This window comes from Mycobacterium syngnathidarum (assembly GCF_001942625.1).
GTDB classification, from domain to species: Bacteria; Actinomycetota; Actinomycetes; order Mycobacteriales; family Mycobacteriaceae; genus Mycobacterium; species Mycobacterium syngnathidarum.
Genome location: NZ_MLCL01000062.1, coordinates 146914 through 170065, shown reverse-complemented (window position 1 = coordinate 170065; position 23152 = coordinate 146914). Strand labels below are relative to the sequence as shown.

22 protein-coding genes are annotated in these 23152 nt (G+C 66.3%); 9 read left to right on the top strand and 13 right to left on the bottom strand.

Annotated features, from left to right (window positions below; all coding sequences use genetic code 11):
* Positions 1-35: 35 nt before the first annotated feature.
* From BKG60_RS16400 to metG, 4 genes are all read right to left on the bottom strand, one after another.
* Positions 36-971 (bottom strand): RNA polymerase sigma-70 factor, encoded by a 936-nt coding sequence (locus BKG60_RS16400; RefSeq protein WP_070944566.1) that lies wholly within the window; start codon positions 969-971, stop codon positions 36-38.
* Complete coding sequence (locus BKG60_RS16395; protein WP_070944567.1) at positions 968-2188, bottom strand: NAD(P)/FAD-dependent oxidoreductase; 1221 nt, start codon at positions 2186-2188, stop codon at positions 968-970. The genes BKG60_RS16400 and BKG60_RS16395 overlap by 4 nt, the downstream gene beginning before the upstream one ends.
* 103 nt (positions 2189-2291) lie before the next feature.
* On the bottom strand, positions 2292-3641 hold the full coding sequence (gdhA, locus tag BKG60_RS16390; RefSeq protein WP_070944568.1) for an NADP-specific glutamate dehydrogenase: 1350 nt from the start codon (positions 3639-3641) through the stop codon (positions 2292-2294).
* Between the two features lies 1 nt (position 3642).
* Positions 3643-5190, bottom strand: coding sequence for a methionine--tRNA ligase (gene metG, locus BKG60_RS16385; protein WP_070944569.1), 1548 nt, complete (start codon positions 5188-5190; stop codon positions 3643-3645).
* Positions 5191-5214: 24 nt separating this feature from the next.
* Between metG and BKG60_RS16380 the strand changes: the two genes are divergently transcribed.
* From BKG60_RS16380 to rsmA, 3 genes are all read left to right on the top strand, one after another.
* Positions 5215-6069, top strand: a complete 855-nt coding sequence (locus tag BKG60_RS16380; RefSeq protein ID WP_070944570.1) for a TatD family hydrolase — start codon at positions 5215-5217, stop codon at positions 6067-6069.
* A 90-nt stretch (positions 6070-6159) separates the two neighbouring features.
* Positions 6160-7287: a resuscitation-promoting factor gene (locus tag BKG60_RS16375; protein ID WP_070944571.1), complete on the top strand. Its 1128-nt coding sequence runs from the start codon at positions 6160-6162 to the stop codon at positions 7285-7287.
* Positions 7284-8183, top strand: a complete 900-nt coding sequence (gene rsmA, locus BKG60_RS16370; RefSeq protein ID WP_070184831.1) for a 16S rRNA (adenine(1518)-N(6)/adenine(1519)-N(6))-dimethyltransferase RsmA — start codon at positions 7284-7286, stop codon at positions 8181-8183. Before BKG60_RS16375 ends, rsmA begins: the two co-directional genes overlap by 4 nt.
* Positions 8184-8249: 66 nt before the next feature.
* Here the strand turns inward: rsmA and BKG60_RS16365 are convergent, their stop codons facing one another.
* Positions 8250-9113, bottom strand: a complete 864-nt coding sequence (locus tag BKG60_RS16365) for a serine/threonine-protein kinase (protein ID WP_070184830.1) — start codon at positions 9111-9113, stop codon at positions 8250-8252.
* Between the two features lie 55 nt (positions 9114-9168).
* On the opposite strand from BKG60_RS16365, the gene BKG60_RS16360 reads away from it, so the two are divergent.
* The 5 genes from BKG60_RS16360 to BKG60_RS16340 all read left to right on the top strand — a co-directional run bounded on the left by BKG60_RS16360 (position 9169) and on the right by BKG60_RS16340 (position 14294).
* Positions 9169-10137: a 4-(cytidine 5'-diphospho)-2-C-methyl-D-erythritol kinase gene (locus tag BKG60_RS16360; RefSeq protein ID WP_200806072.1), complete on the top strand. Its 969-nt coding sequence runs from the start codon at positions 9169-9171 to the stop codon at positions 10135-10137.
* 368 nt (positions 10138-10505) lie between these two features.
* Positions 10506-12140: a fatty acyl-AMP ligase gene (locus BKG60_RS16355; protein WP_070944572.1), complete on the top strand. Its 1635-nt coding sequence runs from the start codon at positions 10506-10508 to the stop codon at positions 12138-12140.
* 203 nt (positions 12141-12343) lie between these two features.
* The gene (locus BKG60_RS16350) at positions 12344-12775 is read left to right on the top strand and encodes a DUF4189 domain-containing protein (protein ID WP_070944573.1); all 432 of its coding nucleotides are present in this window, start codon (positions 12344-12346) and stop codon (positions 12773-12775) included.
* A 74-nt stretch (positions 12776-12849) separates the two neighbouring features.
* Positions 12850-13077 carry a hypothetical protein gene (locus tag BKG60_RS16345; protein WP_234998152.1) on the top strand — a complete coding sequence of 76 codons (228 nt, stop codon included), beginning with the start codon at positions 12850-12852 and terminating at the stop codon, positions 13075-13077.
* 182 nt (positions 13078-13259) lie between these two features.
* Positions 13260-14294, top strand: a complete 1035-nt coding sequence (locus BKG60_RS16340) for a 4Fe-4S binding protein (protein ID WP_070184826.1) — start codon at positions 13260-13262, stop codon at positions 14292-14294.
* Between the two features lie 52 nt (positions 14295-14346).
* Here BKG60_RS16340 and BKG60_RS16335 read toward each other — a convergent pair whose 3' ends face one another.
* The 8 genes from BKG60_RS16335 to BKG60_RS16300 form a co-directional block, all read right to left on the bottom strand.
* Positions 14347-17004: a helix-turn-helix transcriptional regulator gene (locus BKG60_RS16335; protein ID WP_070944574.1), complete on the bottom strand. Its 2658-nt coding sequence runs from the start codon at positions 17002-17004 to the stop codon at positions 14347-14349.
* Positions 17005-17045: 41 nt separating this feature from the next.
* On the bottom strand, positions 17046-17582 hold the full coding sequence (locus BKG60_RS16330) for a DUF4333 domain-containing protein (RefSeq protein WP_171055146.1): 537 nt from the start codon (positions 17580-17582) through the stop codon (positions 17046-17048).
* A gap of 79 nt (positions 17583-17661) precedes the next feature.
* Positions 17662-18237 carry an aminoacyl-tRNA hydrolase gene (gene pth, locus BKG60_RS16325; RefSeq protein WP_070944575.1) on the bottom strand — a complete coding sequence of 192 codons (576 nt, stop codon included), beginning with the start codon at positions 18235-18237 and terminating at the stop codon, positions 17662-17664.
* A 36-nt stretch (positions 18238-18273) separates the two neighbouring features.
* Positions 18274-18927: a 50S ribosomal protein L25/general stress protein Ctc gene (locus BKG60_RS16320; RefSeq protein WP_070944576.1), complete on the bottom strand. Its 654-nt coding sequence runs from the start codon at positions 18925-18927 to the stop codon at positions 18274-18276.
* Between the two features lie 170 nt (positions 18928-19097).
* Entirely contained in the window at positions 19098-19970 is an 873-nt protein-coding gene (locus tag BKG60_RS16315) for an oxidoreductase (RefSeq protein WP_070184879.1), read from the bottom strand.
* A gap of 23 nt (positions 19971-19993) precedes the next feature.
* Positions 19994-20638 carry an LpqN/LpqT family lipoprotein gene (locus BKG60_RS16310; protein ID WP_070944577.1) on the bottom strand — a complete coding sequence of 215 codons (645 nt, stop codon included), beginning with the start codon at positions 20636-20638 and terminating at the stop codon, positions 19994-19996.
* The gene (arsC, locus tag BKG60_RS16305) at positions 20635-20973 is read right to left on the bottom strand and encodes an arsenate reductase (glutaredoxin) (protein ID WP_070184821.1); all 339 of its coding nucleotides are present in this window, start codon (positions 20971-20973) and stop codon (positions 20635-20637) included. The genes BKG60_RS16310 and arsC overlap by 4 nt, the downstream gene beginning before the upstream one ends.
* Entirely contained in the window at positions 20973-21953 is a 981-nt protein-coding gene (locus BKG60_RS16300) for a ribose-phosphate diphosphokinase (RefSeq protein ID WP_070184820.1), read from the bottom strand. The genes arsC and BKG60_RS16300 overlap by 1 nt, the downstream gene beginning before the upstream one ends.
* Positions 21954-22177: 224 nt before the next feature.
* Here BKG60_RS16300 and BKG60_RS16295 point away from each other — a divergent pair, with 224 nt between their 5' ends.
* Positions 22178-23113, top strand: a complete 936-nt coding sequence (locus tag BKG60_RS16295) for a type IV toxin-antitoxin system AbiEi family antitoxin domain-containing protein (RefSeq protein WP_070944578.1) — start codon at positions 22178-22180, stop codon at positions 23111-23113.
* Positions 23114-23152: the final 39 nt, after the last annotated feature.

Sequence of the window (23152 nt, the reverse complement as noted above, 5' to 3'; positions counted from 1 at the left end):
AATAGTGCGATTCTGTGTCTGCTCGGCGGGAAGCGTCAGCGGCTGATCACCCGCGGGATGTCGATGCCGGTCAGCTTGTCCGGGTTGCGCATCGCGTAGAAGTGGGTGATCTTGCCGTCGATGACCTCGACGGTGAAAACCCCTTCCATCCCCGCCTCGCTGCGGATCATCACCGCGGGCTCGCCATTGCACGTGATGCGCTCGAAGGTCAGCCCCGGAATCCGCTCACCCGCACGGAACAGGCCGACGAGCATCGCCGCGACCTTCTGTGCGCCCACGACAGGCCGCCGTGCCGCGGTGGCCTTTCCGCCGCTGTCAGCGGTGTACACCGCATCGGGCGCCAGCAAGGCCAGCAGCCCGTCGATGTCGCCGGTGGCTGCCGCGGTCAGGAATTCCTCGGTGACCCGGTTGGACTCTTCGAGGTCGACGGGCTCGAACCGCTTGCGCCTGGACTGCACGTGCTCGCGGGCCCGGTGTGCCATCTGCCGGACTGCAGACGCGGATTTGTCGATGGCCGAGGCGATCTCGTCGTGGCTGAAACCGAACACCTCACGCAGTACGAAGACGGCGCGTTCGTCGGGGGTCAGGGTCTCCAGCACTACCAGCATGGCCATTGAAACCGATTCGGCCAGAACCACATCCATTGAAGGGTCGCCGGCGGTGCCCTCCGTCAACAGCAGCGGTTCGGGCAGCCATGGCCCCACGTACTCCTCGCGCCGCCGGGACTGGGCCCGCAGAGCGTTGAGCGACTGGCGGGTGACGAGCTGGGCCAGGAACGCCTTGGTGTCGCGGACAGTGTCCAGATCCACCTCGGCCCAGCGCAGGTAACTCTCCTGCAGCACGTCATCGGATTCCGTTGCCGTCCCGAGGATCTCGTACGCGATGGTGAACAACAACGGTCGCAGGAGGGTGAACCGTTCGGCGTGTTCGGTCGAGTTGGAGTGCGAGCTACCCGCGCCGGTGGTGTTCATCGGTTCCCCTTGCTCCTCGCGTCCGCACCGACCGGGGTCTCCAGCTGTGCCTCGGCAAGCTGGCGTGCCCGGTTGTCGCCCTTGAACCAGAAGTACGATCCCGGCTTCACACCTTCCTTGCGCAGGAACGTCAGCGTGGCCCGGCACACCTGCTCCTTGACGAAGGCGCCCGTGCGCCCGCCGATGAAGATGCGGCGCGGGCTGTCATCCGAGTGGCACAGCTGCACTGTCCCGGCATTCCGGCCGACGCTCACGCACTGACCGGCGAAGGCCTGGTTGATCACCTCGGGCTCGGCGCCCGCGATGCGGGCCAGCACGGTGTTGGCGGCCTGGACGCCCAACGGGCCCGCCGACTGGCAGCTCATCCGCAGCGGTACCCCCGAGGGTGAGGCCGCGTCGCCGGCGGCCACGATGCGCGCGTCGTCGATGCTCGTCAATGTCTCGTCGGTGAGCAGGCGCCCCAGTTCGTCGGTGCGCAGCCCGCTCGCGGCGGCCAGCCCGGGGACCCCGAATCCGGTGGTCCACACCGTCAGCGCGCTGGGCAACCGGTTGCCGTCGGCCAGGGTGATCGCGTCGGCCTCGACCCCGGACACCAGGATCTCGGGTCCGTCGATGATCGAGACACCGAGCTTGGTCAGGGCCTTGACGATCGAGCGACGGGCACCCGCGCCCACCGAGGCACCCACCACATCGGTGACGAGGGTGACCTGACGGCCCGCCTCGGCGAGCTCTGCGGCCGCCTCGATTCCCGTCAGGCCACCGCCGACCACGACCACCGGTGCTGACATCGGCACGTCCTGCAGCCGGGCGCGCAGCCGCTGGGCTTGTTCCAATTCTGAAAGCGGGTAAGCGAATTCGGCGGCACCAGGCACCGAGCCGGGCACGCCGGCAGTGCTGCCCACGGCGTACACCAGGTAGTCGTAATCGAGCACCTCGCCGGAGATCATCTGCACCTGACGGATGTCGGCGTCGATGTGATCGGCACCGTCGACCAGCAACCGCACCCCGGGGCCGAGCAATGTGTCGTAGGCCGCGGTGGCGTCGTGGTTGCCGACTGCCAGCTGGTGCAGCCGGATCCGCTCGACGAACTCGGGCCGCGGATTGACCAGCGTGACAGCCACTCCCGGTGTCCCCTGCAGGCGGTTGGCCGCCAGCACCCCGGCGTAACCGCCGCCGATCACGACCACTCGGGTGTTCTGCGCAGTTGTTTCGGTCATCGGAGCTTCTCCTGTTCTCGAAGGCTTATGCCCTCAAGACACCGCGCCGTCCGAGTTTGTGACAGGCACCGAGGTTATGTGAGCCACATCACCCGGCGACCTGTTACACCAGGCCCAGTGCCAGCATGGCGTCGGCCACCCGGATGAAACCGGCGATGTTGGCGCCCGCCACGTAATTGCCCGGCTGCCCGTACTCGTCAGCGGTGGCCAGGCAGCGGTCATGGATACGCCGCATGATCTCGGCCAACCGCGCCTCGGTGTCATCGAAGTTCCACGAGTCCCGCGACGCGTTCTGCTGCATCTCCAGGGCGCTTGTGGCCACCCCGCCGGCGTTGGCGGCCTTCCCCGGGGCGAACTTCACCCCGGACTCCTCGAAGAACTTCACCGCCTCGGGAGTGCAGGGCATGTTGGCGCCCTCGGCCACGATCTGGCAGCCGGACTTGATCAGCGTGGCCGCGTCGGCGCCGGAGACCTCGTTCTGGGTGGCGCAGGGCAGCGCGATGTCACACGGCACCTCCCACACGCTGCGGCCCGTCACCACCTCGGTCGCGCCGCCGCGGGCCTCGGCATAGTCCGCGACACGGCCCCGGCGCAGTTCCTTGACCTCTTTGAGCAGGTCGAGGTCGATGCCCTTGTCGTCACGCACGTAGCCGCTGGAGTCCGAGCAGGCCACCACGGTGCCGCCGAGCGCGTGCACCTTCTCGATCGCGTAGATCGCCACGTTGCCCGAACCGGACACCACGACCTGCTTGCCGTCGAAGGACTGTCCGTTCGACCGCAGGATCTCGTCGACGAAGAACACCGTGCCGTAGCCGGTGGCTTCGGTGCGGACCTGCGATCCGCCCCAGGTCAGGCCCTTGCCGGTGAGCACACCGGACTCGTAGCGGTTGGTGATCCGCTTGTATTGGCCGAACAGGTAACCGATTTCGCGCATGCCGACCCCGATGTCACCGGCCGGGACATCGGTGTACTCGCCGATGTGGCGGTAGAGCTCGGTCATGAAGGACTGGCAGAACCGCATGATCTCGGCATCGGAGCGGCCCTTGGGGTCGAAGTCCGAACCACCCTTGCCGCCGCCGATCGGCAGACCGGTCAGCGAGTTCTTGAAGATCTGTTCGAAGCCGAGGAACTTCACGATGCCGAGGTAGACCGAAGGGTGGAACCGCAACCCGCCCTTGAACGGTCCCAGGGCGGAATTGAACTCGACGCGGAAGCCTCGGCTGATCTGTGAGGCACCGGAATCGTCCTGCCACGGCACCCGGAAGATGATCTGACGCTCAGGCTCGCACAGCCGGCGGATGATGGCGCCGTCGGCGTATTCGGGATGCTTGGCGACGACCGGACCGAGGCTGGTCAGCACCTCGTAGACGGCCTGGTGGAACTCTTTCTCGCCGGCGTTGCGCTGTCCCACCTCCTCATAGATCGCCTGCAGTTTCTCGTGTAGTCCAGCCATCTCAGTCCATCTGGTAGCGGGGGAAAACCCCTGTCGGAGCGGGCAGTTCGGTACCGGGCTTGATCCGCGTACCAATCGAGTCAAAGTCGCGTGCGTCGGTCGGCTGGCCCAGCAGGTCGAGCAGTTTGGCCGTCGAGTCCGGCATCACCGGCTGTGTGAGCAGCGTTGCGATCCGCACCACTTCGAGCGTCGTGTACAGCACCGTACCGAACCGCTGCTGGTCGGCCGGATCCTCGGACTTGCGCAGCACCCATGGCTCCTGGGCGGAGAAGTAGCGGTTCGCCGCGCCCAGCACCGACCAGATCGCCTCCAGCGCAAGGTGCATCGCCGGCACGTTGTAATGCGCGCGCACCTGCTCCAGTAGGCCATCGGCGGCGTCGAGCAGCGCGGTGTCGTCGTCGGTGAACGATCCGGGATCGGGCACCACCCCGTCGAGGTTCTTGGCCACCATCGACAGTGAGCGTTGCGCCAGGTTGCCCAACTCGTTGGCCAGGTCGGCGTTGATCCGGCCGATGATGGCTTCCTCGCTGTAGCTACCGTCCTGGCCGAAGGACACCTCGCGCAGGAAGAAGTAGCGCACCTGATCGAGGCCGAAGGTGTCCACGAGCGCGATCGGATCGACGACATTGCCGACCGACTTGCTCATCTTCTCGCCCTTGACATTGATGAAGCCGTGCGCGAAAACCCGTTCGGGGAGCGCGATCCCGGCCGACATCAGGAACGCCGGCCAGTACACGGTGTGGAACCGGATGATGTCCTTGCCGATCATGTGCAGCTTCGCGGGCCAGTACTTGCCGAAGGACTCCGACTCCACATCGGGAAATCCCACGCCGGTCAGGTAGTTGGTCAACGCGTCCACCCACACGTACATCACGTGGTCGGGGTGGTCGGGGACCGGCACGCCCCAGTCGAACGTGGTCCGCGAGATCGACAGATCCTTCAACCCGCCCGAGACGAAGCTGACGACCTCATTGCGGCGCACATCGGGTCCGATGAACTCGGGGTGGGCCTGGTAGTGGGCCAGCAGGCGCTCGGCGTAGGCCGACAACCGGAAGAAGTAGGTCTGCTCCTCGGTCCAGGTGACCGGGGTGCCCGTCTCGATCGCCGTGCGCGTGCCGTCGGGGCCTTCGGTGGTCTCGTCCTCGGCGAAGAAGCGCTCGTCGCGCACCGAGTACCAGCCCGAGTAGGTGCCCAGGTAGATGTCTCCGGCCTCGTTCATCGCGCGCCAGATCTGCTTGGACGCCTCATAGTGGTCGGCGTCGGAGGTGCGGATGAATCGGTCGAAGGAGATGTTGAGCTTCTCCTGCAGCCGTTGGAACACATCGGAGTTGCGATGGGCCAGCTCGGCCACCGAGATGCCCTCGGCGGCGGCCGTCTCGGCCATCTTCTGGCCGTGGACGTCGGTACCGGTCAGGTAGCGCACGTCGAAGCCGTCGAGACGCTTGAACCGGGCGATCGCATCGGTGGCGATGTACTCGTAGGCGTGCCCGATGTGCGGCGCACCGTTGGGATAGGCGATGGCCGTAGTTATGTAGAAAGGCTCACTCATTTGGTCCCACCTTATGGTGTTGCGGTGGGTTCGAAACGCTCAGCCAGGGAGAAGCCGCCAGCCCCCGAGCCGTTGGGTCCGCTGGTCGATGCACACACCCATCTGGACGCCTGCGGTGCGCAGACCGCTGAGGATGTCCGCGCGATCATGGACCGCGCGGCCGCCGTCGGGGTGGGCCAGGCGGTCACCATCGCCGACGATCTGGATTCGGCGCGCTGGGTGACCAGGGCCGTCGACGCTGATGAGCGGGTTTTCGGGGCGGTGGCGCTGCATCCGACCCGGGCCAACGTGCTCGACGACGCGGCCAGGGCCGAGCTGGAGCGGTTGGCCGTCCATCCGCGGGTGGTGGCGGTCGGTGAGACCGGGATGGACCTGTACTGGCCCGGCCGGCTGGACGGCTGCGCGACGCCGGCCGAGCAGCGCGAGGGTTTCGCATGGCACATCGACCTGGCCAAGCGCACCGGCAAGCCGTTGATGATCCACAATCGCGATGCCGATGCGGAGGTTCTCGACGTGCTGCGCGCCGAAGGAGCCCCCGAGATAGTGATCTTCCACTGTTTTTCGTCGGGACCGGAGATGGCCCACACCTGTGTCGAGGCGGGCTGGGTGCTCAGCCTTTCGGGCACCGTGAGTTTCAAGAATGCAGCTGACCTGCGTGAAGCCGCCCGGTTGATCCCGCCGGGTCAGTTGTTGGTCGAGACCGACGCACCGTTTCTCACCCCGCACCCGTTCCGTGGGGCGCCGAACGAGCCGTACTGCCTGCCATACACTGTGCGGGCACTCGCAGAGTTGCTGGACCGACCCGCCGAAGAGGTCGCGTCCGAGACCGCAGCCACTGCGGCGCGGGTGTACGGACTTAACGGGAGCGGCCTGGCGTAGTTGCCGGGTGTGGGCCTTTTCGTTACCGTCTTGTGATCAAAGCTCAACCGCCGGCGGTGAACTATGCCGTCCGAGCCGAAAAGCGGGTATATGGAAGCGCTCAACAAAATTCATGAATCGCGATCACCGCTGCTGCGAGGCGTGGTGGGAGCCCTGTTGGTCACGCTCACCGCGGCCGGGGGTTACGCCGTCGGATCGCACAAGACCGTCACGCTGAGCGTGGACGGCGCGCCGATGACTGTGACGACCATGAAGTCCAGGGTGATCGACGTGGTCCAGGAGAACGGATTTTCCGTAGGCGATCGCGATGATCTTTATCCGGCCGCCGACGAGTCCGTGCACCAGTCCGACACCATCGTTCTGCGGCGCAGCCGGCCGCTGGAATTGTCGTTGGACGGCAATGACAGCAAGCAGGTGTGGACCACCGCCTCGACCGTGGACGAGGCCCTGGCGCAGCTGAAGATGACCGACAAGGCGCCGGCCGCGGCGTCCCGCGGCAGCAGGGTGCCGTTGGGCGGTATGGCACTGCCCGTGGTGAGCGCCAAGACGGTGCGAATCGACGACGGCGGCAATGCGCGGACCGTGCACCTGGCGGCCCCGAACGTGGCCGGTCTGCTTGCCGCCGCGGGGGCGCCGCTGGAACAGAACGACACCGTGGTCCCGGCGGCATCGACGCCGGTCACCGAGGGTATGCAAGTGCAGGTGACCCGCATGCGCATCGAGAAGGTCACCGAGCGGGTGCCGTTGGCTCCCGGCAACAAGCGCATCGAAGACCCCGAGCTGAACATGAGCCGCAAGGTCGTCGAGGACCCCGGCGCCCCGGGCACCCAGGACGTGACCTATGCGGTGGCCAAGGTGAACGGTGTGGAGACCGGCAGGCTGCCAGTAGCCAATGTCGTGATCGAGCCGGCGCGCGATGGTGTGCTGCGGGTCGGAGCAAAGCCCGGCACCGAAGTTCCGCCGGTTACCAACGGAGCCCAGTGGGACTCGCTCGCACAGTGCGAAGCGGGAGGTAACTGGGCGATTAACACTGGCAACGGGTTCTACGGTGGCGTCCAATTCGACCAAAACACCTGGGAGCGACAGGGTGGTCTGCGGTATGCTCCGAGGGCCGATCTGGCGACTAGAGAAGAGCAGATTGCGATTGCTACGGTGACGCAGGCCCGGCAGGGATGGGGAGCTTGGCCGGTGTGTAGTGGGAGGATTGGGGCGCGCTGACTATTCGACTGCTCGGGCGGACCGAGATACGACGCTTGGCGAAAGAAATCGACTTTCGGCCACGCAAGGCCTTTGGCCAGAACTTCGTGCATGATGCCAACACTGTCCGGCGCATCGTGTCGGCTTCCGGTATCCACCGGAGCGACCATGTGCTGGAGGTCGGACCGGGTCTGGGGTCACTGACCCTGCCCCTGTTGGACCGTGGCGCCAGGGTGACCGCTGTGGAGATCGACCCGGTGCTGGCCAAGCAATTGCCGGCCACCATCGCCGATCACTCGCACAGCGAGATCAACCGGCTCACCGTCATCAACCAGGACATCCTGACGCTGATGCCGTCTGACCTGACCGATCAGCCGACCGCGCTCGTGGCCAACCTGCCGTACAACGTGGCGGTGCCCGCGCTGCTGCATCTGTTGGCCGAGTTCCCGTCGATCCGGACGGTGATGGTCATGGTGCAGGCCGAGGTGGCCGAGCGGCTGGCGGCCGAACCCGGCGGCAAGGACTACGGCGTGCCCAGTGCCAAGGTGCGTTTCTACGGAAACGTGCGCAGGCACGGGATGGTGTCGCCGACGGTGTTCTGGCCGATTCCGCGGGTGTATTCCGGGCTGGTCCGCATCGACCGGTACGAGACATCGCCGTGGCCCACGGACGTCGAGTTCCGCGATGAGGTGTTCAAGCTCATCGACATCGGGTTCGCGCAGCGGCGCAAGACCTCGCGCAACGCGTTCGCCGACTGGGCGGGCTCGGGTAACGAGTCGGCCGAGCGGCTGCTGGCTGCCAGCATCGACCCGTCGCGCCGTGGTGAGACACTCAGCATCGCCGATTTCGTCCGGCTACTGCAGCGGGCCAAAGAGGCCGAGGGTGAGGCTGCGGCCGAGGTTGAGGCGGCGCGCTAACCGGCCACACTGATGTGGTGAACGTGAAGAAGATCGCGAGATTGTTGACCAGTCTCGCGATCTTCTTCACGTTCGGGGCTGGACCGCCTCGCGGAGCTGCCTGACGAACTCGGAACACGAGTCGTGGCGCCGGCCTGGCTCCTTGGCCATGGCCTTGGCGATGATCGAGTCTGCGGTGCGTGGAATCCAATTGCAGCGCTGCGATATTCGTGGCGGACGGCTGTACAGCTGCTGGTCGATCAGAGCCAGCGCGGTGTCCGCGGTGAATGGCGGCGAACCCGTGAGCAGTTCCACCGTCGTGCAAGCCAGCGCGTACTGGTCGGTGGCCGCCGACGGTGTCCGCCCGACGAGCAGCTCGGGCGCCGAATAGGCCAGTGACGCTTGGATGTTCGGATGCGGTTGGGAAGTCTGACGGGTGATTCGACGGGCCGGGTCGAGGCTCATCCGGGGGGACCGGTCGTGGGCGAGGCGGGCGGCGACATCCTGGGCCATCGAGTGTGCGACGCCGAAATCGACCAGTACTGCCCGCGAAAATGGTTCATCGACAAGGATGTTGGCGGGTTTGACATCGCAGTGCACGATCCCGCGGCGGTGGGCGAAATCCAGTGCCCCCGCGATCTGGGTCAGAGCGGTGAGCCGCTCGGGGATCCCGGGCAGGCCGTTCACCGTGCTGTCGAGCAGCTCCATCGCCAACCAGCCCGGACCGGCGGCATACACCGTGACGACGTTGGGGTGGACGAGTCGACGGGCCAAGTCGAACTCGCGCTGTAGCCGGGCCAGTTGAGCCGGTTGGCGATGCTGATCATCGAGGACCTTGAGCGCGACGGTGTCGCCGTCGGGGTCGCAGGCCGAGTAGACGGTGGCCGAGCCGCCGGTCCCCACGACTTTCACCGCGGTGTAGCCCGCGACGACCACCTCGGGTGAGGGCACCGTCTCAGCTTAAGTTCACCGACAACCACGGGGTGGCGGCGATAGTGTCGTGGCCGTGTCAGCATCCGACGGCAGTATCGCCTCCGAGTGGGTCCCCACCGGCTCCGTCACCGTGCGCGTCCCCGGCAAGGTGAACCTGTATCTGGCCGTCGGCGATGTGCGCGACGACGGCTACCACGACCTCACCACGGTGTTCCATGCCGTTTCGCTGCTGGACGAGGTAACGGTGCGCAATGCCGACATGCTGTCGCTGACGGTCGAGGGTGAGGGCGTGGAGTCGGTGCCCGCCGACGAGCGCAACCTGGCCTGGCGTGCGGCCGAGCTGCTGGCCGAGCACGTGGGCCGGGCGCCGGACGTGGCGATCAGCATCGACAAGTCGATCCCGGTCGCCGGTGGCATGGCCGGCGGCAGTGCCGATGCCGCCGCGGTGCTGGTGGCGATGAACACGTTGTGGGAGCTCGGCGTGCCCCGGCGTGATCTGCATGCGCTGGCCGCGCGGCTGGGCAGCGATGTCCCGTTCGCGCTGCACGGCGGCACGGCGTTGGGCACCGGCCGCGGTGAGGAGCTCGCCACGGTCCTGGCCCGCAATACCTTCCACTGGGTGCTGGCGTTCGCACACAAGGGGCTGTCCACCCCGAAGGTGTTCGGTGAGCTGGATCGGCTGCGTGCGGACACCTCGACCGGAGGCCCGCCGCGGGTCGAAGAACCTGAACCCGTGGTCGCGGCGCTGGCCTCCGGCGATCCGGCCGAACTGGCCGCGCTGTTGGGCAATGACCTGCAGGCGGCCGCGTTGAGCTTGTATCCGGACCTGCGCCGGACCTTGCGTGCCGGGGTGGACGCGGGCGCGCTGGCCGGCATCGTGTCCGGCTCGGGCCCGACGTGCGCGTTCCTGTGTCCGTCGTCGACGTCGGCGGTGGACGTGGGCGCGGAGCTGGCCGGGGCGGGTGTGTGCCGGACTGTGCGGGTGGCCAGCGGACCTGTGAGCGGTGCCCGGGTCGTGCCGGAACCGTCGAGCTCAGCCTGAGAAAGAGGCCGGACTGGCGTTGTCCGCGGTTTTCGGCGGCGGGCCGGCGTGAGGGGAGAAATGTGACGCAGGCCTCAATTGACGTGAGGGTTTGGCCAGTTACTTAAGGGTCTCTTAAGATGATCGGCGGTGAATGCTAGCGATGTCGCATCGGATGCGACTTATGCGCCCGCCGCCGGTCACGGTGGGCGGTCGCGGAGCTGTATCCCCGGTACCGGGGCATCACCTTTTCGAGACATAACTGCTCCCCAATCGTGTGCGCGCGCCTACCCAAAAGCAGCGCACACCGGGCGGAGCATGGATAACCGGGCAACTGCACCTGGCGCACTGTCGCCGGTGCCCGCGCCGCGGAAGCCAAGGAGGTCGTCGTGAGCAGATTCACCGAGAAGATGTTCCGCAACGCTCGTGAGAGCAAGCGCGGCATGGTGACTGGCGAGCCGCACGAGCCGGTGCGCCACACCTGGGGTGAGGTTCACGAACGGGCCCGGCGTATCGCCGGCGGCCTGGCCGCCGCCGGAATCGGCCACGGAGACGCGGTCGGCGTGCTGGCCGGCTTCCCGGTGGAGATCGCGCCGACGGCGCAGGGTGTGTGGATGCGGGGCGCGAGCCTGACCATGCTGCACCAGCCGACCCCGCGCACGGACCTGGCGGTGTGGGCCGAAGACACGATGAACGTGATCGGGATGATCGAGGCCGACGCCGTCATCGTCTCCGAGCCGTTCCTGGTGGCCATCCCGGTGCTCGAAGAAAAAGGGGTCAAGGTCCTTACCGTCGCCGACCTGCTGGCATCTGACCCGGTCGATCCGGTCGAGACCGGCGAGGACGACCTGGCGCTGATGCAATTGACGTCTGGCTCGACAGGGTCTCCTAAGGCCGTCCAGATCACGCACCGCAACATCCACTCCAACGCCGAGGCCATGTTCATCGGTGCGGAGTACGACGTCGACAAGGACGTCATGGTGAGCTGGCTGCCCTGCTTCCACGACATGGGCATGGTCGGCTTCCTGACCATCCCGATGTACTTCGGCGCCGAGCTCGTCAAGGTCACGCCGATGGACTTCCTGCGCGACACCCTGCTGTGGGCCAAGCTCATCACCAAGTACAAGGGCACCATGACCGCGGCGCCCAACTTCGCCTACGCACTGTTCGCCAAGCGGTTGCGCCGTCAGGCCAAGCCGGGCGAGTACGACCTGTCCACACTGCGGTTCGCGCTCTCGGGTGCCGAGCCGGTGGAGCCGGCCGACGTCGAGGACCTGCTGGACGCGGGCAAGCCCTTCGGTCTTCCGGAGTCGGCGATCCTGCCGGCCTACGGCATGGCCGAGACCTGCCTGGCGGTGTCGTTCTCGCCGTGCAACGCCGGTCTGGTGGTCGACGAGGTCGACGCCGATCTGCTGGCCGCATTGCGCCGCGCCGTGCCCGCCACCAAGGGCAACACCAAGCGGCTGGCCTCCCTCGGTCCGCTCCTGCAGGATCTCGAGGCGCGCGTCGTCGACGAGCACGGCGACGTGATGCCCGCCCGCGGCGTCGGCGTCATCGAGTTGCGCGGCGAATCTCTGACTCCCGGCTACATCACCATGGGCGGATTCCTGCCGGCCCAGGACGAGCACGGCTGGTACGACACCGGCGATCTGGGCTACATCACCGAAGAGGGCAACATCATCGTGTGTGGTCGCGTCAAGGACGTGATCATCATGGCCGGGCGCAACATCTACCCGACCGACATCGAGCGTGCCGCCGGCCGCGTCGAGGGCGTGCGTCCCGGCTGTGCCGTCGCCGTGCGGCTTGATGCCGGACACTCGCGTGAGACCTTCGCCGTCGCGGTGGAATCCAATGCTTGGCAGGACCCGGCCGAGGTGCGCCGGATCGAACATCAGGTGGCTCACGAGGTGGTTTCCGAGGTCGATATGCGTCCGCGCAATGTCGTGGTGCTCGGGCCCGGGAGTATCCCGAAGACCCCGTCGGGCAAGCTGCGTCGCGCCAACTCGGTCTCCCTGGTCACCTAGTCTTTGCGCCGCGACCGCGCGTGTCCGCTCCGCGACACGCCGCTCGCGGGCAGCACTTTGGGTAATCTCGCGGGATTTCGGCGCGCTTTTCGTGCTGGGTTTCCATTGTTGTAAGCAAATGCGATGACAGCACGTCAATTTGCCCATCGTCGACGTGAATTTGCGTATTCTGACGCGGAAACCACTTTGACGAGAGGACCAGCATGGTCAATTCCCGATGGGTTTCGGCGATTCTTGGCGCAGGCGTTATTGCTGCCGGGATTTCCGCGGGCACCGCGTGGGCAGGCGGGCCTGGGGGCTATGTCGAAGACCCCGAAGACATCTTTGCGGCAGTGGGTACGGGCGAATTCATCGACACGCTCGGCGGTTTCACCGCGACCGGTGACACCAGTGAAGAGGCCTCTGCGGCGGTGATCGCGGCGTGCCAGAACGCCGGTGGCGTCGAATGTACGGCTGACGAGGTGACCAACGACAACCTCTGCATCGTGTCGGTCGCCAGCCCGAGCAACCATGCGGTGGCCGGCGGCGCCGGGGCCACTGTGGAGGCTGCGCGCCAGGACGCGTTCAATCGAGCGGCGGCGAACAACACTCCGCTGGATGCGGATTCGCCCGTTGTCGTATCGGCCTGCCCCTGATGAGCGAGCGGAAGCCGGCGCGTTCAGCGCATGACCATTCTGGTATCGCGGTCGTAGCCCGGAAAGGGAAGGACATGATGACAGGTCGCGGCAAGTTCGCTTTCGTGATGGCGGGATTGGCGGCAGCCTCGGTTATTTCGGCGCCCGTGGCGTCGGCTCGACCGACCTGCCAGGACACCGCCACCAAGACGATCTGTTCGACCAACGGCAGCACCTCGATCAAGGTCAGGCCAGGCACCACTGCGCCGCCGGCCAACATCCCGGTGTTCCCGTGGCTGGGTATGCCCGGGGGTCGTCGCTAGTCATTTCGCCGAGTCGGAATCGAACATCCGCGGGCGGGCGTGTCTTTCGTGACGCGCCCGCCCGCGGTGGTTTGTGGCGCCGCTACGCAGGGCCGGGCGGGTGCGCATCGGGCCGGAACCGTTTCTTCACGCCGAGCGGTTGCGCCCTTGCGCGCTGAGTATAGAGAACTATACTCAGCGTCATGACATCGAAGCTTCCGCCGCGGCTGGCCGACCACCCGACCGTACGCGCGGTGCGTGCCCGTTCGGAGGCCCCGGCCCCGGACATGATCGACGCCGACTGGCTGCGTGCGTTGTGTCTGGACGCCGGGGCCGACGACGTCGCCTTCGCTGGTGCGGACAACCCGGACCTGGCCTCTGAGCGCGAGCACGTCGAGGCCGCGCTGCCGGGGGTGCGCAGCTACATCTCACTGGTGGTGAAGATGAACCGCGACAACGTGCGCTCGTCCACCCGTAGCGTGGCCAACCAGGAGTTCCACCGTAGTGGGGAGATCATCAACGAGGCGGCCCACCGGATCACCCGGGCGTTGGAGGATGCCGGCCATCGCGCGGTGAACCCGTCGGCAACCTTCCCGATGGAGATGGACAGGTACCCCGGGCGGATCTGGGTGGTGGCGCACAAGCCCGTCGCGGTAGCCTCAGGGCTGGGAGTGATGGGAATCCATCGCAACGTGATCCACCCGAGGTTCGGCAACTTCATCCTGCTGGCCACCATCTTGGTCGGCACACCGATCAGCAGTTACGGTGAGCCGCTGGACTATTCCCCGTGCCTGGAATGCAAGCTGTGTGTGGCGGCCTGCCCGGTCGGCGCGATCGGCAAGGACGGCGAGTTCGATTTCGTCGCCTGCTCGGTGCACAACTACCGCGAGTTCATGGGTGGCTTCACCGACTGGGCGCAGACCGTCGCCGACAGTGCTGACGCCGCCGAATTCCGTTCCCGGGTAAGTGATTCAGAGAATGCGTCGATGTGGCAGAGCCTGTCCTTCAAAGCCAACTACAAGGCGGCCTACTGCCTTGCGGTGTGCCCGGCGGGGGAGGACGTCATCGAGCCCTACCTCGATGACCGCCAGGAGTTCATGGACCGGGTGCTCAAACCCCTGCGAGACAAGCGGGAGACGCTGTATGTGCTGCCGAACTCGGCGGCCAAGGCGCATGCCGAGAAGCGGTTTCCGCACAAGACCGTCAAGGTGGTGGACAGCGGAATCCGGGGTGTCTGACCGGACTTCGGAATCCCCGATTGCGACGCCGCGGGGGATGATCGGGGGCGGGTCAGCCCTGCGCGAGCAGAATGACCCGTGCGGCCTCGGTGCGCGAAGCGACACCCAGTTTGCGATACACGTGATAAAGGTGGTTCGCCACCGTCTTGCTGCTCATCTGCAGCACGTTGGCGATCTGACGATTCGTGAGGCCGTTGGAGACCTCGATCAGCACCCGCCGTTCGGTATCGGTCAGTCCGGACATTCCTGGCGGTGATTCCACGGCCGGACCCTGCGCCGACCACGCCGACGCTCCCACTCTGCGGAAACCGTACTGTGCCTTCATCCTCGTCACCTGGCGACGATCTGGGTCCGGGGTCAATTCCGCGGCTATCTTCAAGGTCCTGGCATGGTCGAACGCGTCGACGTCTCGGTCGTAGGTCTGTAGGGCCGCGTCGGCCAATCGTAGGGCTTCATCCCGGTCGGCGTCCGCACACATCAGTGCCTGGGCACGCAATGTGGTGGCGCGGGTCCACCGGCTACAGCCTGGGGTGTCGGCAACCGCTGTGAGATGGGCGAGAACCGGGACGGCCTCATCGCGGCGTCCGGTTGCGACGAGGGCCTCGACCAGGTCGGCGTGCCAGCGAGCCAACTGCGGAGCCAGGAGACCGCCTGACTGCTCGAATGACCAGCACTCCTCAAGTGCGGCAACAGCGTCGGCGTACCGTCCGGCGCTCAGCGCCACCAGACCGGCATTGGCAAGCAGAAAGTACCTGGCGCCGAAGGTATGTAGCTCGTCGGAGATGCTGAATCCGAGCGCCAGATCATCGTCGGCGGCCCGATCGTCACCCCGGATGGCCCGCACCCGCGCCCGCAACGACAACCAGAACGGGGCGAAGGCGCGCTGCCCAGTGGCAAGACTGAGTGCGATCGCCTCGTCCAGACAGACCAGTGCCTCGTCGAATCGTGATGAGCGGACCCGAGTTTCACCCAGTGCGCCGAAGGTCATCGCCAAGCTGGTTCGCGCACCTTCACCTCGTAGTCGAGTGCTCAGTGGGGTCAGTATCTCGACAGCGGTGCTGTACCGTTCCGCGATGGACAACGCTCGGCCGAGATGCAGGCCGACGGTGGGGTCCACCTCCACCACACCGTCTAATTGCAGGTCGCCGAGCAGCTCGTCGACCAGATGATTGGCCCGCGCCTCATCGCTGGCGCAGGCGGCGTGCGCGAGCGTCAACCGTGCCGCCACCCACTCCGGCGTACTGGGCTTGCACAGTTCGACGGCCGTCTCGGCGTTCTGGACGATGTCACCGACCAGCCCCAACATGCCGAGCGGAATACCCATCCTGGCATACAGAATGCCGATGTCGTCGCGCGACGCCGCGGCCGCGCACTCGGAAAGTCGTTGCCATGCAACCGCAGGAGCACCATCGACGGCCTCCAGTGTGGCCAACGAGACCGTGGCAGCGACGTGCAGGTCACGGCAAGACGGGTCGGCCAGCACAGCCTCCAACCGATATCGCGCCGCCAACGGCTCGCCCGCTACAGCGAGTAATCCGGCCGTCTCCATGTGCAGTTGGGCGCGGCGCACCGGAGACTCGGTCAACTCGACCGCGCAGTCGAGCGCGTAGGCGGCCGCGGCGGTGGCGCCGAGCATCCGCTGCACATGCGCCGCGTCGGTGAGCGCGTCCGCAAGTTCTTCGTCGGGGCCCAACGTGCCCCGCGCCCGATGCAGCAGCCGGATGTGCTCGGGTGTCGCCGACGATGCGGCCAGCTCGAGGTTGAGGGCACGCCAACGAGACTGTGGCATCGCGCGCAGCGCGGCGGTCCGCAGCAAGGGATGTCGCAGAGTCAGCACTCCTTCGTGGAGCCGGGCCAGCCCGACGTCCTCGAGTGCCGCCACTCCGTCGACGACCAGGCCGGGGCGCAGCTCGGCGATCACCGACCAGGTTCCGCTCGCCGATACCGCGGCCAGATCCAACACCTCTCTGGCGGCGGTGCCGGCGAGTGGAAGTTGGCGAGTGAACACGGTGTGCAAGTCACCGACGAGGGGGAGCTCATCGGGCAGCCGCGCCGAACCGGCGAGCTGGTCGGAGGACAACGCATCCGGCAGGTGGGTCAGTGCGAGCGGATTACCCGCAGCGACTTCCAACAGCTTGCGTGCGACCTCGGGTGCCACCGGCCGCTCGCTGGAAGTCTCCAGCAACTCGGCCGCGGCGTCGATCGGTAACCCATCAAGTTGTTCGACGCGGAACCCTTCGGCAAAACGATGCATCGCCGGCGTGCTCCGCGCGGTGATCACCACGAGCACCCCGCTGACTGGCGACCGGCGCAGAGCAAGGCTCACCGCCGTGCGGCTGGACGGATCGGCATCGTGGATATCGTCGATCAACAATGCGGTCGGGCCGGCCTGATTCAGCGTGTCGCGCAGCACTTCCGCCGCTTGAAACACATCCGTGCCGGGCATACCGCCGACGGCCGAGATCGCCGGCGAACGCAACGCGGACACGCAGTCGGCCACCGTCGACAGCGGCAGCGACAGTTCCTCACCGCGGCAGGTGACCGTGCGTGCCTGCCGGCCGATCCGCTCGGCCAGCCAGCCGAGCACGCTGGACTTGCCGACGCCGGCGTCGCCGAGCAGCACCAACACCTGCCCGCCGCCGCCGCATGCCTGGCGCCAGGCGTCGGCCAGCACCTCCATGAGCGCGACGCGCCCGACGATACCTGCCATAAGGCAGGCAGGTTATCCGACCAAACAGCTGTGCGTACGACCTATTCGTCGCCTTCTTCCAGGATCAGTTCCCAGCGGTCTTCCTCATCGACGCCGCCCGCGGTTACCTTGACCGGACGGGTATCGCCACGCCGGTCGGCGGCGACGCACTCGAACGACTTACCGATCTCGACTACCTTCAACCCATCACCGCACGACACCGTCACCTCGAACCCGCGGTCGGCCGAGATGTTCCCGGACAGTTCCACGGCCAACGCCTGTAGGTCGTAGACGGTGTCCATCGTGCGGTAATCGACGTTGCCGTCGTCATCGGTCAGGGTGGCCTGGACTCGTACGTCCTCACCCTCGAGATCCGCCTTGCAGATGAAGGTGTCGCCCTTTTTCGGCGCTTCTGCCTGCCGAGGGCATTCCACTCCCGAAACCTGGCTGGAGATCTTTTCGTACGTCGCGTTCAACGTGTCGGCGATGGCGTTTTCGAGCTTCTCGTAGTCAGGCTGGCCGGCCGACACCGAGAACTGGCAACTCGCCAAGGCGGGGACTGCGAGCAGCAGCCCGATCGTTGCGTTCAGAGGAGGCATGCGGAAAACGCTACCCACCTGGTAGTTCCGCGGATATAGGGAAATATGCCCATGCCCGGCTTCGGTGCAAGCCGAGATGTCACCAGGCGTGCACGGTGTTCTGGGCCGGCTCCAGGCCCTGAGCGATCAGCAGCTCGGTGGCGTCGGCGGCCTGCTCGCAGATTGTCGGCACCTCGGCGCGTTCGGCGGCGGTGAAGGCCTCCAACACGAATGCCGCCGGATCCTTGCGGCCAGGCGGGCGACCCACCCCGATGCGGACTCGCTGAAAGTCCTTGCTGCCCAAGGCTGACGCGACCGACCGCAGCCCGTTGTGGCCACCTTCTCCGCCACCGACTTTGAGCCGGATCCGGCCGAAGTCGATGTCGAGTTCGTCGTGGATGACCACGATCCGGGCTGGCGGTACGGAGTAGAACTTGGCCAAAGGTCCGACCTGGCGGCCGGATTCGTTCATGTAGCAGCGAGGCTTGGCCAGTACCACCGGAGCTCCCGCGAGCCGCCCGGTAACCACCTCGGCGCCAGATTTCTTGTGCACCTTGAAGGCCGAGCCGATGCGGGCGGCCAGTATGTCGGCCACCATGAACCCGATGTTGTGCCGGGTCTTGGCATAGGCGGGCCCGGGGTTCCCCAGGCCCACCACCAGCAGCGGCTCGGCCATTCGCGGAATGTCCTACCTGATTACTCGGAAGCCTAATTACTCGGATTCTTCGGCGGCTTCGGCAGCAGGCTCCTCGGCGGCGGCCTCGCCGGCCTCGCCGGCACCCTCGGACTCGAGCTCCTCGGCGCTGGGGGCCTCGACGATGTTGGCCACGAGCAGTTCGGGATCCGACACCAGCGAAACGCCGGCCGGCAGGGCGATCTGGCCGGCAGTGATCTGGGTGCCGGCCTCGGCGCCCTCGATCGACACGGTCAGGTGATCGGGGATCGACAGGGCCTCGGCCTCGATCTCGATGGCGTTGGCGTCCTGGGTGACCAGGGTGCCCGGGGCGGCGTCGCCCTCGAGGGTGACGGTGACCTCGACGTGGACCTTCTCACCACGACGCACGACGAGCAGGTCGGCGTGCTGGATGTTGCGGCGGATCGGGTGGATGTCGAGGGACTTGGTCAGGGCCAGCTGCTCCTTGCCCTCGATGTCGAGGGTCAGCACGGCGTTGGTGCCCGCGTGGCGCAGCACGGCAGCGAACTCGCGGGCATTGATCTCGAGGTGCTGGGGCTCGGTGCCGTGGCCGTAGAGCACGGTGGGCACCTTGCCGTCACGGCGGGCCTGACGCGAGGCGCCCTTGCCGGTGCGGGTACGCACGTTGGCAGTCAGCTTGTTGGGGATGTTCTTGGCGGCGGCCTTGGCCATGATGTTGCTCCTCTAATTGCGGTACTGCGGTCGGATCGTCAGCACGGCAAGGGTCGCAACACTTGTAGAAGTTCCCGCCGATAACGGTGGTCTGTGAAGGTCCACCCTCGCCGTGACGCCTGGTCAGGGTAGCAAAGAGCAGGCTGTCGGCAAAAATCGTCCAGCTACCGCTACAGCGGGTAGGTGATCTTGGTGAGCTGCTCGGACAGCTCCCACAGCCCCTTCTGCGTCTCCACACGCCGGGCCAGCGGGCTGCGACCGACTGGCTGGCTGGGACCGAACTGGCCGAACCGCGGGCCGATGAAGCTGTCGCCGGGGACATCCTGGGAGGCCGCGAACAGCGTCTGACGGGCGCCGAATGACGCGTCACTGGCGAACGCCCGGTTGGCGACGGCCATCATCCTGGCGCCGAACTTGTTGCCGGTCTGGCCCTGCAGGTTGGTCGCCGAGTAGCCGGGGTGGGCGGCCAGCGCACGCACCTGCGAGCCCGATGCCGTCAGCCGGCGCTGCAGTTCGGAGGTGAACATCAGATTGGCCAGCTTGGATTGGCCGTAGGCCAGCCAGGCCGAATACGGCCGCGACTTCCAATTGAGGTCCCGCAGGCTGATCTGCCCGATCCAGTGCATCAACGACGACACCGTCACCACCCGACCGGTGATCTTGGGCAGCAGCAGGTTGGTCAGCGCGAAATGGCCGAGGTGGTTGGTGCCGATCTGGCTCTCGAAGCCATCGACGGTCCGGCTGAGCGGCACGGCCATGATGCCGGCGTTGTTGATCAGCACGTCGACGCTCTCGACGGTGTCGGCGAACTCGTGCACCGATGCGAGGTCCTGCAGATCGAGCTTGCGGACCTCGACGGATCCGCCGGTCATGGTGGCCGCGGCGGCGGTGCCCTTGTCCAAGTTGCGGACCGCGATGGTGACCTTGGCGCCGACGCGGGCGAGTTCACGGGCGGTGACGAGCCCCAGGCCACTGTTGGCGCCGGTGACGATCACCCGGCGGCCGGAGAACGAAGGCAGATCAGCGCTGGTCCATCCACTCATGCTGACCACCCTACGGTCCGGCGTCACTTCTTCGCGATGTTGAAGCCCGCGATGATCGACTCGATGTCTTGGCCCTGCGCCGCGGCCTCGTCGGCATATGTCGTCACGGTGAGCTGGACGAGATAGCGCTGCGGCGGCTGCAGCCCGTCGTCGGCGACAACGACGCGGTTGTAGCTCTGCATGCGCTTGCCGTTGAGGTCGTAGCTGCCCTCGATCATCGCCGACGGGAAGCCTTTCCAATCGGCGGTGGATGCGTTGAGCTGCTTGAAGTTCTCCGAGAGCTGGGCGTCGGCGTAGCCGTGCTCTTTGAGGGCCTTTGGTGCGTCGAAATCGCCGTGCAACTGGAAGGCGAGCATCATCGCGGTGGGGTAGGTGTCACCCTTGGCGATCATTCGGGTACCCGGCGCGAGGTTCGGATTGTTGTAGGGGTGCCACCCCGGCGGGGTCGGCATCGTCACGGACAGGTGGGGGATCTTCTCGGGTGCGACGGGTTCGCCGACCACGCCGGAGTCCTCCAGGTACTGCCACAGCGGCACCGGTTGGTCGTCCGCAGCAGCGGCCGGGGTCGTCGAACTCGTCGTCCAGATCGACTTGTAGTCAGGCGTTTCGGCGCCGCAGCCGGTGGCCAGGATCCCCGTCGCGGCGGCGATGGCAAGCAGCTGCTTCACAGAATCTCGCGCACCGAATCGATCGGGCGGGCCAGCCGGGTGCCCTTGTCGGTGACGACGAACGGGCGCTCGATCAGGATCGGGTGCTCGGCCATCGCGTCGAGCAGTTCATCGTCGGAGGCATCGGCCAAACCCAGCTCGGTGTAAAGGGTTTCGCGTTTGCGTGCCGCGGTCCGCACGTCGATGCCTGCGTCGGCAATCATCTGCTTCAACTCCGCGCGGGTCGGCGGGGTCTTGAGATACTGCACTATCTCAGGCTCGATCCCGTTCTCGCGCAACAGTTCCAGCGTCTTGCGCGAGGTCGAGCATTTCGGATTGTGAAAAATCCGCGCCATTACGCGGACCCGTCGAACAGCCCGGTCACCGAACCGTTCTCGAACACCGCGCGGATGGTGCTGGCCAGCAGCGGTGCGATGGACAGCACGGTCAGCTGCGGGAACTTCTTGTCGTCGGTGATCGGCAGCGTGTTGGTGACGATCACCTCACGGGCGCCGCAGTCGGCCAGACGCTGGGCGGCCGGGTCGGACAGCACACCGTGGGTGGCCGCGATGATGACGTCTTTGGCGCCGTCCTCACGCAGCAGCTTGACCGCGCCGGCGATGGTGCCACCGGTGTCGATCATGTCGTCGGTCAGGATGCAGGTCTTGCCCTTGACGTCACCGACGACGCGGTTGGCCTTGACCTGGTTGGGGACCAGCGGGTCGCGGGTCTTGTGGATGAAGGCCAGCGGCACGCCGCCCAGCGAGTCTGCCCACTTCTCGGCGACGCGTACACGACCCGAGTCGGGGGAGACGACCACCAGGTCGGAGTCGCCGTACTTGTCACCGATGTAGCCGCACAGCAGCGACTGGCCGCGCATGTGGTCGACCGGGCCGTCGAAGAACCCCTGGATCTGGTCGGTGTGCAGGTCGACCGAGACGATGCGGTCGGCGCCGGCGGTCTTGAGCAGATCGGCGACCAGGCGGGCCGAGATGGGCTCGCGGCCGCGGTGCTTCTTGTCTTGGCGCGCATACGGATAGAACGGCAGGATCGCGGTGATCCGCTTGGCGCTACCACGCTTGAGCGCGTCGATCATGATGAGCTGTTCCATCAACCACTGGTTGAGCGGGGCCGGGTGCGATTGCAGTACGAACGCGTCGCAGCCGCGCACGGACTCATCGAACCTGACGAAGATCTCGCCGTTGGCAAAGTCGCGGGCGGTCTGCGCCGTGACCTCGATGTCGAGTTCCTTGGCGACCTGCTCCGCCAGCTCCGGGTGCGCGCGCCCCGAGAACAGCATCAGGTTTTTTCGATTGTCGGTCCAGTCCGTGGCCACTATGGCTGCCTTCGCGGTTGGGGATCGATACGGGGCAATCGTACGTAGCGTTTCTGGTAGTTCGTAGCCGGGTTACCAGATTGCCAACACGAATCGTCGGACAGAGACCATCAGCGCCGCGATCTGCAGCCACCGGGTGACCGTAAATCGCGGCACAACGGGTTATCCCCAGGCTGTCGATCCGGTACTGGTGGCTGGCGCCTCGGCCGTACGACCATGGCAGCGTGGATATCGACCACGTGCTTCGACAGCAGGCGGGGACCATCTCGCGCCGGCAGGCGCTCGATGCGGGAATGAAGCAGCACGATATCCGGAGGTTGCTCAGACGCAACGAGTGGGCGCGGGTCCACGATGGCGTGTACGTCGACCACACGGGACCGTTGAGTTGGTTGCAACGGGCCTGGGCGGCAGTGCTTTATGCGGCCCCGGCCGCACTGTGCCTCGAATCGGCCTTGTCGGACGAAGGCTCTGTGATCCATGTCGGCGTCGCCCGCAAACGGACCTCGTTGGCTGAGCCGCCCGGCGTCCGTATCTACCATTTCGCGCACCTCGAGGAGCGGGTGCTGTGGCATGTCGGGCCGCCACGTATGCGCTACGAGGAAGCTGCGCTCGAGGTTGCCTGCCGTGCGACGTCCGAATTTGACGCCATTGCGGTCCTGGCCAACGCCTGTCAGTCGCGGCGCACCACCGCTCGGCGTTTGCTCCGCACCCTCGATGCTCGTCGACGAGTGCGCCGTCGCCGCTGGATGCGGGCAATACTGCTGGATATTGCCGAAGGCACGTGCTCGGTCCTCGAACACGGGTATCTCAGTCGCGTGGAGCGGGCACACGGGTTACCCCGGGCCGATAGACAGAAGCGTTCTGCCTCGTCGATAGGTGTTCGTTACCGCGATAACGAGTATGGGCAACGGCTTGTGGTCGAACTCGACGGTCGCACGTTCCACGACTCGTGGTCGGCGCGGAACAAGGATTTCGAACGCGATCTCGATGCTGCGGTGGAGGGATTGTCGACTGTCCGGCTGTCATACCGGCAGGTATTCGACCGACCGTGTCGGACTGCCGCGAAGGTTGCCCAAGTCATGCGGCGGCACGGGATCGAGGTGGGCGGGCGGGTCTGTGGGCCGGGGTGCGACTTCGATCTGCTCGACCTCGCGGCCTGACCTGGCTTGAAATCTTGAAATGTTGTCAGTGCCGCGATC